Origin of the sequence: Pseudoxanthomonas sp. PXM02 (assembly GCF_014851805.1) — a bacterium.
In the GTDB taxonomy this organism is placed as follows: domain Bacteria; phylum Pseudomonadota; class Gammaproteobacteria; order Xanthomonadales; family Xanthomonadaceae; genus Pseudoxanthomonas_A.
In genome coordinates, this window is sequence record NZ_JACVAK010000006.1 from 1 (window position 1) to 13,791 (window position 13,791).

The 13,791-nt window shown below is 63.0% G+C and carries 9 protein-coding genes; 8 read left to right on the forward strand and 1 reads right to left on the reverse strand.

Annotated elements, in window-relative coordinates; genetic code table 11:
- Positions 1–276: 276 nt before the first annotated feature.
- Positions 277–2,106 carry a sodium:solute symporter family protein gene (locus IB225_RS19485; protein WP_192314430.1) on the forward strand — a complete coding sequence of 610 codons (1,830 nt, stop codon included), beginning with the start codon at positions 277–279 and terminating at the stop codon, positions 2,104–2,106.
- A gap of 148 nt (positions 2,107–2,254) precedes the next feature.
- Positions 2,255–3,043, forward strand: coding sequence for a nucleotidyltransferase domain-containing protein (locus tag IB225_RS19490; protein WP_192314432.1), 789 nt, complete (start codon positions 2,255–2,257; stop codon positions 3,041–3,043).
- A 147-nt stretch (positions 3,044–3,190) separates the two neighbouring features.
- Here the strand turns inward: IB225_RS19490 and IB225_RS19495 are convergent, their stop codons facing one another.
- A complete protein-coding gene (locus IB225_RS19495; RefSeq protein WP_345776652.1) occupies positions 3,191–4,279 on the reverse strand; it encodes a LacI family DNA-binding transcriptional regulator in 1,089 nt (362 codons plus the stop codon).
- Between the two features lie 437 nt (positions 4,280–4,716).
- Here IB225_RS19495 and IB225_RS19500 point away from each other — a divergent pair, with 437 nt between their 5' ends.
- From IB225_RS19500 to xylB, 6 genes are all read left to right on the forward strand, one after another.
- Positions 4,717–7,851 (forward strand): TonB-dependent receptor, encoded by a 3,135-nt coding sequence (locus tag IB225_RS19500; protein WP_192314434.1) that lies wholly within the window; start codon positions 4,717–4,719, stop codon positions 7,849–7,851.
- 159 nt (positions 7,852–8,010) lie between these two features.
- Complete coding sequence (locus IB225_RS19505) at positions 8,011–8,769, forward strand: SapC family protein (RefSeq protein ID WP_192314437.1); 759 nt, start codon at positions 8,011–8,013, stop codon at positions 8,767–8,769.
- 3 nt (positions 8,770–8,772) lie between these two features.
- Positions 8,773–9,792, forward strand: a complete 1,020-nt coding sequence (locus IB225_RS19510) for a cupin-like domain-containing protein (protein WP_192314440.1) — start codon at positions 8,773–8,775, stop codon at positions 9,790–9,792.
- A gap of 14 nt (positions 9,793–9,806) precedes the next feature.
- On the forward strand, positions 9,807–11,336 hold the full coding sequence (locus IB225_RS19515) for a tryptophan halogenase family protein (protein ID WP_225584131.1): 1,530 nt from the start codon (positions 9,807–9,809) through the stop codon (positions 11,334–11,336).
- A gap of 15 nt (positions 11,337–11,351) precedes the next feature.
- Positions 11,352–12,050: a DUF6445 family protein gene (locus tag IB225_RS19520; RefSeq protein WP_192314443.1), complete on the forward strand. Its 699-nt coding sequence runs from the start codon at positions 11,352–11,354 to the stop codon at positions 12,048–12,050.
- 219 nt (positions 12,051–12,269) lie between these two features.
- A complete protein-coding gene (gene xylB, locus IB225_RS19525) occupies positions 12,270–13,763 on the forward strand; it encodes a xylulokinase (RefSeq protein WP_192314446.1) in 1,494 nt (497 codons plus the stop codon).
- The last annotated feature ends 28 nt before the right edge of the window (positions 13,764–13,791 follow it).

Sequence of the window (13,791 nt, forward strand, 5' to 3'; positions counted from 1 at the left end):
CTGCCAGCGATCCCACATCAGTGCCTTCTGGGTGTCGGTGTAGTAGATCCTTTTCCTGCGCTTCATCCGCAACACTCCTGCTGCCTACGCAGCTATCCGTGTGTTGCGTCGATCATATGAATCCGCGACCCAAAGCGGACATAGGGCGCGATGGAATCACGCGTCGCCTTCCAAATCGCGCGCGGTCCATTCGCGGGTTGGGCCAAGAGGTCCCAAGTGGTACCCTGAGATCGCGATGCACATCTCCGAGCAGGCCAAGCGCCCCTGATGGGGAAGTTGGCCAACATCGACTGGGTCATCGTCGTGGGCTATCTGCTCTTGACGCTGGCGGTAGGTATTTGGGCATCCCGTTCGGCGGGAAGGTCCCTTGAGTCGTATTTTGTTGCTGACCGTTCTCTGCCTTGGTGGTGGCTTGGCACATCCATGGCGGCGACTACCTTCGCTGCGGACACGCCTTTGGTCGTTGCAGGACTGGTGGCGGAGCATGGTGTCGCTGGCAATTGGTTCTGGTGGTCGTGGGCAATCTCTCACGTTACGGTGGCAGTACTCTTTGCCGCACTGTGGCGCCGCGCTGAAGTGCTCACAGACGCTGAGTTCATCGAGCTCCGATACTTTGGGCGCAGCGCCGCCTTCCTTCGAGGGCTCAAGGCCAGCTTTTTCGCCATTCTGCTCAACGCGATCATTCTGGGCTGGGTCGTTCGCGCCATGGTCAAGATCGCGGCGCCATTCGTTCACTGGGAACACTGGCTTGGCGTCGACGCGGTCGCCACATTCGAGCATGCCTGGCCTTCGGCCTTACTGATTGGCAATAGCGGAGGCGACACTCTCACGGTGCTTGCCCTCTTCGGGCTCGTTGGCTTGTACTCGAGCATGGGCGGCATTCGCGGCGTCATACTCACCGACTTGTTCCAGTTTGCGCTCGGCCTACTCGGCGGCATTGTCTTTGCTTGGTATGCCATCGATCATGTGGGTGGCCTGAGCGGTCTGCGCGTAGGTCTCGAGCGCCACTATGAAGCGGATAGGTTGCTCGCCTTCTTTCCGGCAACCGACGCAGCATGGCTCCCAGTCCAAGTGTTTCTTGTCTACATTGCCGTTCAGTGGTGGGCGCAGTACTACAGTGATGGCAGCGGCTACCTGGCGCAGAGGATGTTCACCGCTCGCGACGAACGTCACGCGACAGCTGGTACTCTCTGGTTCGCGGTACTGAACTACGCCGTGCGGAGCTGGCCTTGGATTCTTGTGGCGCTGGTCGCGCTTGTGGTCTACCCGCTGGGAATGGAAGCGACTGGATCGAGCGAGGCAGTCCTAGCCGACCGGGAGATGGCCTATCCCGTGCTGATGTCAGAGCTGCTTCCGGCGGGCGTGCTCGGTCTGCTCTTCGTCTCCTTGCTCGCGGCATTCATGAGCACGGTAGACACCCATCTGAATTGGGGATCGAGCTACCTTACGAACGATCTGTATCGCCGATTCGTTAATCCACGCGCGAGCCAACGCAAATTGGTCTTGGTGAGTCGCTTTGCGGTTCTCTCGCTGGCGACGATGGGCATATTGGTAGCTTCCCAGATCAACAGCATCGAGCAGGCGTGGCGCTTCTTTGTCGCGCTGGGCGCGGGGCTCGGTCTGCCGTCCATGCTGAGATGGGTATGGTGGCGTGCGAATGCTTGGACAGAGATCGTTGGACTCGTGTCGGCTTTGATTGCCGCAGTCTTCCTTTATTGGCGCTACCCTCAAGCACGCGATGAGTATCTGTTGGTTGGCATTGTTGCTGTGTCCACGATCTCAGCCGTTGCAGCCACGTGGCTTACGCCCCCCGTGCCGCAGCAGCAGCTAACGGCATTCGTGGAGAAGGTGCGCCCGGTAGGGTATTGGCCCGGACTTCCCGGCGCCGCACCTCCCAGAACGATCGGCTGGCTGATCTTGGCGTGGACGTGTGGGAATGCAGGCGTACTTGGTGTGATGTTTGGTATCGGAGAGGTGCTGCTGGCCGATGCATTCAAGGGCGCCATGATGGTCCTGGGTGGAGCCATGGCATTGCTCGTGACCTTGTGGGCATGCGAGCGCTGCCGCTCAGGTCGAACGCTGGCGACGGCCCGATACATCCACTAGCGGCATGCCCGCCGAGGGCGCACCGTATTGCCAAGACCGGGTGTCGTTTGGCTCTGCCCGATGAGGCTGACTTTCACCCCCCGATGGAGGTGCTTGTGCGGGTGCCGAAAACTTGGGTGATCTGAGCTGCTGGCTTGGAGAACTGATTATGTCCAGCACACTTCCTTTGTTGCACCAAGAGTTCGTAGAACGAGTTCGCAGTAGCGTAGAAAACGACCGACGGCTCACTGCCCTGCTTGCCGGCGGCTCGTATATTCACGGCGGGTTTGACCAGCACTCAGACCTTGATTTCGTCATTGTCGTCAAAGACGAGAACTACGAAGAGGTCATGGCCTCTCGGCATGAGTTCGCAGAAGGCCTTGGCGACCTGCTAGCCGCGTTCACCGGTGAGCATGTAGGCGAACCTAGGCTACTTATCTGTCTGCATGGGCCACCTCTACTACACGTCGATCTTAAGTTCGTACTGCAGTCAAGTCTTGATCGACTGGTGGAGAGGCCTGCTGTGCTCTTCGCTCGCAATCTAGGAGTGATCGAATCACTTCTGGATGAGGCCGCTATCGAATGGCCGAATGCGCCTCCTGATTGGTTTGAGCAACGAGCTTGGATCTGGTTGCACTATGGGGCAACTAAACTCGCGAGGGGCGAGCTGTTCGAGGCGATGGGCATGCTTGGCTTCTTCAGGGAGCAGGTTCTGGGGCCGATGCTGCATCGTAGATCCGGACGGCCACAGCGCGGTGTTCGCAGGATCGAAGCACTGGACGAAGCCTCTGCCGGTCGGCTAGCAGGGACAGTTCCTGACTTTGATCGGCATTCGGTGCGCGACGCATATCTCGTGGCCGTAGACACGTACCTAGATCTCCGCGCAGATGATCCTCCGCGGCAGGCGACCAAGCACATGCCGGATGCCATACGTGAGTATCTGAGTCTCGATAGTTGAACCTGGCTAGCGAGTTGGGCCACTTCGGCGGCCCAACTCGATGTCCGCTTCTGGCCGAAAGCGGACATGAGGTAAGCAAAAGACGAGCGCGCATGTAAGGAAATGGCTGCTCCAGACTTTGGCCTGAAATCTCAGGGTTCGGATCGGTCATAGCGAACTGCCTTTCTTCACCTTTGCATCGAAGCCCGGACCACTTGCCACAGATGAGCGTCGCACCAGTTGGTGGGGCAATACATGATTGACGATCGCGCGAGTGGATGAGTCGCGCCTGATCTCGCGCAGAAGGATATCGATGGCTGTGTCCGCCATGAGCGCGACCGGCTGATGGATCGTAGTCAGCTCCGGCCACACCATCGTCGCCGCGGAGGTATCGTCAAAGCCGATGACGGAGAGGTCGCGGGGGACGTCCAAGCCTCGACGATGGGCCACCGATACCACGGCAGAGGCCATGTCATCGTTGCTGGCGAAGATGGCGCTGGGAGGACGACGCAACGCCAGAAGACGTTCCGCCGCATCCAGGCCGGAACGGTAGGTGAAGTGTCCGGGCTGGACCAGCTTTTCGTCGTACGCGATGCCGGCATCGGTCAGTGCATCCCGATAGCCCTGCCAGCGGTGCGCGCTCGCCGTCTGGTTGTGGTCGCCCTTGATGTAGCCGATCCGCGTATGGCCGTGTTCGATGAGGTGCGAGACCACATCCCTGCTGGCGTAGTAGTCGTCGATACGCACGCAGGAGATAGTGTCGCTGAAGTGACCTGAGGCGATCGACACGACAGGTACGCCAGCCTGGGAAAACGCGGAGACGATGGCCTTCGACTCACAAAGCGGGGGAGGGAGGATGACGCCCGCCACGCTGCTCGAAAGTCGCTGGGCCGCCGCCAGGCATGCTGCGGCGTTCAGGCCGTCCCAAGTGGCGATCACCAGCTGCGCCGCCGCGCGTGCGGATCCACGCAGTGCGCCGACGAGCAACTCGCGCAGGTAGCTCGAGCTGGGGTTGGTGTAGATCAGCGCGATACAGGTGTGTTGCGCCGTCGCCAGCGAACTGGCGGCGATGTTGGGACGGTAGCCGAGTTCGCGCACGCTGCGCATGACCCGATGGCGGTTGGTGTCGCGCACCCCGGCATGGCCGTTGACGACGCGGGACACGGTCATTGGAGAGACGCCCGCGTGGTTCGCTACCTCGTCGATTGTGACAGCACCGCCCTTCCTGCGTACCGCTTTGTTGATCTTCTTATTCACGCTGATGCTTCCGAATGAGCCCGTGAAATCGCAATTACTTGCGCATTGAGGGAGCGTGGAATCGAGGGGGGGGGGGCCTGCCTACCCCTGCTTCCCGTGCCGTGCTGGCGGTTCGTACGTGCTTTGCTGCACTGCACGGTGACAAGCGCGAACACGCATGATTAGTCTGCGCTCCAACGCAATGGTAGCGCTACCACTCGATCTCGGCCAGTAAGAGTCGACAGGCTGTTTTCCCATCGCGCGATTGTCGTCTTGCCACGCTTGAATCCGGATTGGGTAACGAGAGCCTTCGGGGGCGAATTACTTCATCCGGCTGGAAGACGGGCACTGCCCGTGGGCGCCCCCGGGAGGGGCGGTACTTCACTTACGAATGCAGCGAAGGGGAAATCCATGACCGTGTGCAGTTTCCGTACCACTCCAGACCCGAGGGCACGTCAATGAGCCGGAAGTTGACGAAATTCAGATCGAGGGCCATGTTCACGTTCGTCGGGGGCGTGCTCGTCATCAACCCTGCATTCGGACAGGACGCCTCAACGCCCGCGCCCACGGCGCAGCAGTCACAGGCGCAGTCCGAGGCGACCGAACTGGATACAGTGGTAGTCACTGGCATCCGCGGCAGCCTCAGTCAGGCGATGGACATCAAGCGCGATTCTGCGGGCGTCGTCGATGCAATCAGCGCTGAGGATATCGGCAAGTTCCCGGATACCAACCTCGCCGAATCTCTGCAGCGCATTACCGGTATCTCGATCGAGCGCCGCGATGGCGAAGGTGCGCAGGTCACGGCGCGCGGCTTCGGGCCTCAGTTCAACATGGTGACCCTCAATGGCCGCCAGATGCCCGGCGCCGATGCGTTCGGCGCGTCCGGACAGGTCGCCATCGGTGGCGTGGACGGCGGCACGCGCGCGTTCAACTTCGCACAGCTCGCTGCCGAGGCCATCAACGGCATCGAGGTCTACAAGACCAGCCAAGCTCAGGTGCCTAGCGGCGGCATCGGCGCCACCATCAACATCCTGACCGCGCGTCCGTTCAACTACGACGGCTTCGTTGCCAACGCCGGCGTAAAGGGGGTATCCGATCGGAGCCAACCGTTCGAGAACGACATCACGCCGGAGCTTTCGGGCATCTTCAGCTTTACCAACCCGGATAAAACCTTCGGCGTCAGTCTCAGCGCGAGCCAGCAGAAGCGCAAGGGCGGCTCGGTGCAGGCGACCGAGAACTACTGGAATGTCCAACCCTGGACCGGCACGTTGCCGGGCAACCCCAGCGTGGTCAATGCGCCCGCCGTGGGCGACCTGTACGCGCGCCCGAACGATCTCCGCTATGCGTTCTCGGAGTTCGAGCGCGAACGCGTCAACGGGCAGGCTGTCGTGCAGTTCGCACCGACCGACAGCGTGACCCTGACACTGGACTACACTTACTCGACCAACGAGATCACGGAGAATCGTGGCGAGCAGGCGATGTGGTTGCAGAACAGCAACTACACCAACATCGAGTTCGATACCAGCGGCGCGGTTGCCACGCCTATCTACATCCGCGAGATCGCAGGCACCAAGGATTTCGGCCTGGAGCAGCAGCGCAGCATGCAGGAGTACAAGCTGGGTTCGCTCGGCTTCAACGCGGTATGGGACGTCAACGACCGGTTCCGCCTAAGCTTCGATGCCCACAATTCGAAGAACGAGAGCCGGCCGAACGATCCGCTGACCGGTGGCGGATCGATCTTCATGAGCATCGCGGGCACCAACAACTGTACGGCGGGGCCGCATTGCGGCGGCTCCTGGGTGCAGGAACTGCGTTTCAACAACGGGCTGCCGATCGGTACGCAGACGTGGTATCCGACTACTGCGGACGCGATCGCGGGCACCAACGGTGTAGTCAACCCGGGCTTCGTGGAGGGCGAGATCGGCTCGCAGGTGCTGCGCATCAACGCGCAGACGCAGGTCAGCGAGATCAAGCAGGCGCGCATCGACGGAGAGTGGACCTTCGATCAGGGCCGCTTCCAGTTCGGTGTGGATACCAACAAGTCCACCACCCATCGCATCCAGGCGGCCGAGGCCTACTCGACGCTGGGCGACTGGGGCGTGGCCAACGTCGACTCGGACACGGCCGCCGGCTTGGTGGACCTGTTGCGGCCGGTGAACCTGGTGGGTCTGTTCGACGACTACAACGCGACGAGCTGGCCTGCATGGCGCGGCAACGCGGCCGAGCTCGCGCAGTGGGCTGCCGGACAGTACGGCGTCGGGCTGGGCGTCAGTCCGCAGCGGGCCGCAGACAACCGGGTGGAAGAGAAGACACATTCGGCGTACTTCCAGGTCGAGCTGGATGGCGAACTGGGCGGCATGCGCACCAATACCCGTCTTGGTGTTCGCTATGAGACGACGGATGTCGTATCCACCTCGGTGATCGCGATTCCCGAGGCGATCGAATGGCAGGCCAACAACGACTTCCGGGTCGTGCTGTCCGACGAGCAGCAGCCCTTCAGCGAACGGGCCAGTTACAGCTACATCTTGCCCAACCTCGACTTCAGCATCGACATCACCGATGAACTGAAGGGCCGTGCCTCGTTCGGCAAGAGCATCGCGCGGGCGCCTTACGGCAATCTGTATGCCGGCCCTGGCGCACAACAGCCGTTCGGCTCGGTGCTGATCGATCCCTCTGTGCGGGCGAGCGGCAACGCGCAGAATCCCAGTCTGAAGCCACTCGAGTCCGACAATCTCGACTTGGCCCTGGAGTGGTACTTCGCCGACGCGAGCTATCTGTCGCTGACCTACTGGAACAAGTCGGTCGACAACTTCATCGGCAACACGGTGGGCCAGGAGAGCCTGTATGGCCTCAGGGATCCCACGTCCGGTCCGGACGCACAGACGGCGCTGGCCTTCCTCACCAGTGCAGCTTGCGTCACCCAGGTCGGCGCGGCCAATGCAGCTGCCTGCTCGGCGAACGACACATCGCTGTTCACCGCCTTGGCTTTGCTGCGCAACAACCCCGCGGGTCTGGCGGCATACAACGGTACCGACGCGCAGGTGCTGGCGACGGAAGCGGCGTACGACCTTTACGGCGAAGCCGACGACCCGCTGTATCTGTTCAATGTCAATCGTCCGATCAACCAGAACCAGTCAAAGCTGCACGGCTGGGAACTGGGCGGACAGTACTTCTTCGGCGACAGCGGCTTCGGCGTCCTGGCCAACTACACCGTCGTCCGTGGCGATGTCGGCTACAACAACGGTGGCGACCCGGGCATCGACCAGTTCGCGCTGACCGGCCTGAGCGATACGGCCAACGCCATGCTCATGTACGAAAAGTACGGCTGGTCGGTCCGGCTGGCATGGAACTGGCGTGACGAGTACCTCATCCTCGCCAATCAGGGAGCCAGCCGCAATCCTTACTACGTCGAAGAGTACGAGCAGTGGGACTTGAGCGTGAACTACACACTCAACGACCACTGGTCGTTCGGCTTGGAGGCGATCAATCTGACCGGCGAAGACGTCCGCTGGCATGCGCGGACAGACCAGCAGATCGTCAAGCTGGCCGATCAGAGTCCGCGTTACATGGTCGGCGTTCGCTACAAGTTCTGAGTTTGGCGGCGGAGGACCTCTCCCGATGTCGCCAATGGGGACTGCTGCGCGAGCAGCAGTCCCTTTTCCCACGGTGGCTGGCGATGTCCACCGCACTGACAGGCTGCGTAGGCGGTACCATGGAGGCGCATGTCTTCCCGATTCTGACTGGACGAGACGATGGCCCGCTACGAGTTGCTTAACAACATCGCCCACCGTGATCTGCACGTGGCAACGGGTTTCGGCGTCGAGTTCGGTGACGAGGTGGGGATGGTGCCGGCATTCCCGAGCGAGTTCGCCGAGTTGCAGCGGGAATATCCGATCTTCCTCCGGAAGGACGTGGCCGGCGATGCATGGCAGTCAGTCGTGTTGCTGGGTTTCGAGCAGCACGAGAACCTCTTCCTGCAGGAGGGGCGCTGGAATGCCGCCTATCTGCCCGGTGCCGTGGCGAAGGGGCCTTTCCTCATCGGGTTCCAGGAACAGCGTGTCGACGGCGAGCTGACGCTCGAGCCGGTGATGCACGTCGATGTGGATCACCCTAGAGTGAAAGCGGCGACGGGAGAGCCGGTATTCCTGCCGCAAGGCGGCAACAGTGCTTATCTCAACCACATCGCGGGTGTCCTGCGCGGCATCCACGATGGCAGCACCTATGGTGGGGAGATGTTCCAGGCGCTGGACGCGAACGGCCTGATACAGCCCGTCACACTGGACGTCCAGGTCGACGAACGGAACAGGGTCGGCGTCAACGGCTTGCACGGCATCGATCGGGAACGATTGGCAATGCTGGATGGTCCTGCCCTGCTGGAACTCAATCGAGGCGGCTATCTGGAGGGTGCGTATCTGATGCTGGCGTCCCTGCACAACATGCGCCGGCTGATAGCAGAAAAGCAGCGTCGCCTGCGTATGCAGGACGCGGCGGCCTTCAAAGGCAAAAGCTGACCCGTGACCGGCGCCGCCTCAATCCGCGTCTTCGAGCGCGCCCGGAGCGACGCGCTCCCGCTGGACGCGTTGCTGGCCGAAGGCGAACCGGTAGTGCTGAAGGGCATTGCGCGCGACTGGGGTCTTGTGCAGGCCGGATTGGACTCGCCGCAGCAGGCGATAGCGTACCTGCGCGATCTCGTTGCCGGCGTGCCGATCCAGTATTCGTTAGGCGGTCCGGAGATCAACGGGCGCCCGTTCTACAACGAAGACTTTACGCGGTTGAACTTCGAGGTCAGACGGGGCGTGCTGTCGGAGGTGCTGGACGGAATCGAGAGTCACCTCGACGATCCGCGACCGCCCACCTATTACGTGGCCTCACTGCTGGTCGACAAGGCGCTCCCCGGCTTCTCGCAATCCCATGATCTCGGCCTTTCCGCACGCGGAATCGAAGCGCCCGCCAGCATCTGGATCGGCAACCGCGTGGTGGCGTCATGCCATTTCGATGCACCCGACAACCTGGCGTGCTGCCTGGTGGGACGGCGGCAATTCACGTTGTTTCCGCCCGAGCAAGTCGAGAATCTTTACCCGGGGCCGTTCGATCCCACCCCGGGCGGGCAGGTCGTCAGCGTGGTCGATTTCGACAATCCCGATTTCGTGCGCTATCCCCGATTCTCCGACGCGCTGTCCACGGCGCGGACCGCGTTGCTTGAGCCCGGCGATGCGCTCTTCATTCCCAGCATGTGGTGGCATCACGTGCGGAGCCTTGAGCCGTTCAACGTATTGGTCAATTACTGGTGGCGGTCTTCACCTGCTTTCCTGTCTTCGCCGCTGCCTGCATTGCACCACGCGCTGTGGACGATGCGTGACCTGCCGTTACGCGAGAAGCAGGCATGGGCGAAGATCTTCGATTACTACGTGTTCGGCCCCGGCGAGCGGGCAGGGGAGCACTTGCCGGACGCGGCCCGCGACCTGCTTGCGCCGATCGATGAAAAGCAGGCGCGTCGCATACGCGCCATGCTGCTGGCGCGACTCAACCGCTGAAGGAAGCGACGGCATTGGACTCTCCAACGACACCGGAAGGACGTATCCGCAAAGTGGTGATCGCGGGCGGCGGCACGGCGGGGTGGCTGGCCGGCTGTGCGCTGGCGCACCAGTTCCGTGACCGCCTCGAGATCACCCTGGTGGAGTCGGAGCAGATCGGCACCGTCGGGGTGGGCGAATCCACGGTGCCACCGATCCGCACGTTCCACCGCTTCCTGCAGATCGACGAACAGGAGTTCCTGCGCACTGTCGCCGGTACCTTCAAGCTGTCGATCTCGTTCGAGAATTGGCGCCGTCCCGGCGATCGCTACATCCATCCGTTCGGCATCACCGGGCAAGGCACCTGGGCGGCGGCATTCCATCATTTCTGGCTGGACAGCCTGCGGCGCGGCATGCCATCCGAGCTCGGCGACTTCTGCCTTGAAACGGTCGCTTCGCGCGTCGACCGGTTCTCGTTGCAGACCCAACCCCAAGTCAACTACGCGTATCACTTCGATGCGGGGTTGTACGCGAAATTCCTGCGCCGCATCGCCGAACGCCACGGGCTTAGGCGCGTGGAGGGCAAGATACGCGAGGTGATTCAGCGGGCGGACGACGGCGCCGTGCAGTCGCTGGTTCTGGAAGATGGCCAGGTCATCGAAGGCGATCTTTTCATCGACTGCACCGGGTTCCGCGGCCTGTTGATCGAACAGACCCTTCATACCGGCTATGAAGACTGGAACGAATGGCTGCCCAGCGACCGTGCGGTCGCCGTGCAGACCGAGTCGGTAGGTCCGCCCGTGCCGTACACCCGGGCGATCGCGCACGAGGCGGGCTGGCGCTGGCATATCCCGTTGCAACACCGCGTGGGCTGCGGACTGGTGTTCTCCAGCCGCCATATGTCCGACGATGAGGCGCGCGCGAAGCTGCTGCGCGACGTAGGTGCGCCGGCACTGCGCGATCCCTGGCTGGTGCCATTCCGCACCGGGCGTCGACTGAAGGCGTGGAACAGGAACGTGGTATCGCTGGGACTGGCCAGCGGCTTCATCGAGCCCCTGGAATCCACCAGCATCCATCTGGCCATCAGCGCCGTGGTGCGCCTCGTGCAGCTGTTCCCGTTCGACGGCATCTCTGCGTCGTTGGTCGAACTGTACAACGACGTCAGCCGTGCGGAAATGGAGCATGTGCGCGATTTCATCATTCTGCATTACCACGCGACACAGCGGGACGAGCCGATGTGGAAGGGGTGCCGCGAGATGACGCTTCCGGAATCGCTGCAGATACGGCTGCGCGCGTGGCGCGAGCGTGCGCATGCGTGGCAGGATCCGGACGAGCTCTTCCGCGTGGACTCCTGGACGCATGTGTTGCTGGGTCAGGGCATTCAGCCCGGACCGCCGCATCCGCTCGCACGTGCGCTGGCGGATGAAGACCTGCGCACCTTGTTGGGTTCGATCCGGCAGCCGATCGAACGGGCCGTCGCACAGATGCCTTCTCAGCAGGCGTTCCTAGAACGCTACTGCCGAGCCTCGCCGGATGTCTGGCCATCGCGCCCGGTAGCGGTCTAGCGTCGGGTCGCGCGCATGCTGATCACGCCGCACCCGGACATCCGGATCCATCAGCACGTGATCGGGCGTGAGCATGCGCCATTGCTGGTCATCGACAACGTGCTGGCAGATCCGGACCGCATGGTGCGCAAGGCGGCGAGCCGATCATTCGAAAAGTTGCCCACGATGTTCCCGGGTATCCGCGCGCCCGCGCCGCCTTCGTATCAGAGCTTCCTCGAGGCGATCCTGATCCCTCTGCTACGCGACACTTTCGGTTTGGCGCCGGGACATTTCAGGTATCCGGTGTGCCATTTCTCGCTGGTGACGCAGGCGGTGGAAGGCCTGCATGTCCTGCAGCGGCTGCCGCATATCGATTCGGTCAGCAGGAATGGATTGGCTACCGTGCACTATCTGTTCCACGACGATTGGGGCGGGACCGATTTCTATCGGCACCGGCACAGCGGCTTCGAATACGTGGACGAAGGCAGGCACGCGACGTACTTCGATCGCCTGGCGCAGGAGAGCCGTGATGAGGCGAACGTCGGCAGCGGGTACATCGGGGGGGATACGCCGCTGTTCGAGCGGATAGCCCGGGTTGAGGGCGTGTTCAACCGGCTGATCGTCTACCGGCGCAACTCGCTGCATTCGGGAAATGTGGGAAATGACAGGCCGCTGCCCAGGGATCCGCTACTGGGACGGCTGTCGATCAACAGTTTCATCGATGTCGTGCCGTGAGGCGGGTCGCATGCGTCGATGCGGCCGTATGAAGCGCTTGGCGGTGGCCCGGACGGGATTTTTGCGGCGCAGCACGCTTTTTCGGCCGAGGGTGGTTACAGTGCGGCATCGCGGTCACGGCTGACGGAAAACCGCGGGAAACAGGGAGCGAAGCGCCGGCTCCCTTTTTTAACAAGGCAGAATGGTAGCGCTAACTTTCTCTGGGTCGGAGGCAGTTCGATGGGGTTTGTCGCCGGGATCGACGCAGGCACGCAGAGCCTGAAGGTGGTGGTCTACGACCCCGCCAAGCGCGCCCTCGTGGCCACGGCATGTGCAGCGCTGGATCTGATCAGTCACGAGGACGGCAGCCGTGAGCAGCATCCCGCCGACTGGGTGGCGGCGATGCAGGGCTGCTTCGACCGCATCGAGCCCGCCGTGCGCGCGCGCATCGTGGCGCTAGCGGTGTCTGGTCAGCAGCACGGATTCGTACCGGTGGATGCCGACGGCGACGTGCTGGCGCCGGCCAAGCTCTGGTGCGACACCAGCACGACCGCCGAGTGCGCTCGGATCATGGATGCGGTGGGTGGAGCGTCGCGCACCATCGCGCTTGCCGGCAATCCCATCCTCGCCGGTTACACCGCGTCGAAGCTGCCGTGGACGAAGACGCATCGCCCTGACGCCTACGCGAAGCTCGCGACCATCCTGCTGCCGCACGACTATCTCAACTTCGTGTTGACCGGGCAGCGCTTCTGCGAATACGGCGATGCGTCCGGGACCGGCTGGCTCGACGTCCGCACGCGTACCTGGTCGGCCGACCTGCTGCGTGCGACAGATGCGGAGCGCGACCTGGCCGAGTGCCTGCCGCCGATCGCGGCGCCCGATGTGCTGTTCGACATCGATCCGGCCGCAGCCGCGCGCCTCGGCCTGCCTGCCACGGCGAAGGTCGCCGTCGGCGGCGGCGACAACATGATGGCGGCCATCGGCACCGGCTGCGTGGAAGAGGGCCGTCTGGCGATGAGCCTGGGTACCTCGGGCACGCTGTTTGCCTACTCGGATACGCCGGTGGTCGATCCGGCCGGCGCGTGGGCGGCGTTCTGTTCGTCGACCGGCGGCTGGCTGCCGCTGATCTGCACGATGAACTGCACGGTGGCGACCGAACAGGTGGCAAAGGCGTTCGGCTTCAGCACGCGCGATGGCGATGCCCACCTGCACGCCACGCCGCCCGGTGCGGATGGCCTGGTGATGCTGCCCTTCCTCAACGGCGAGCGCACGCCCGACCTGCCACTGGGCAAGGGCGTGCTGGCCGGGCTGAACGCGGCGAACTTCTCGCCGGCGTATCTCTACCGCGCCGCGATGGAAGGCGCGACCTACAGCCTGAAGTACGGCTTCGACGCCTTCGTCCGCGCCGGCATGCGTTTCGAGCGCATCGTGCTGACCGGCGGCGGCAGCAATAGCGCCGCGTGGCGGCAGCTCGTGGCTGACGTGTTCGATCTTCCGGTCGATGTACCCGTGCAGGCCGAAGGCGCCGCCTTCGGTGCCGCACTGCAGGCGCTGTGGGCATGGAACCGCTCACGCGGAGACGACGCCTCCATCGCCGAGGTCGCGCGCACGCATGTCGCCGTCGATCCCGCGCTCTCTGCCACGCCGGACCCCGTCCGCGCGCACGCCTATGCGACGGCTTACCGCCGCTTCCTCCAGTACCTCGATGCCGTCACCCCGCTGCAGCGCGGCTGACGTTCCCCCGCAACACCTCGCACAACCA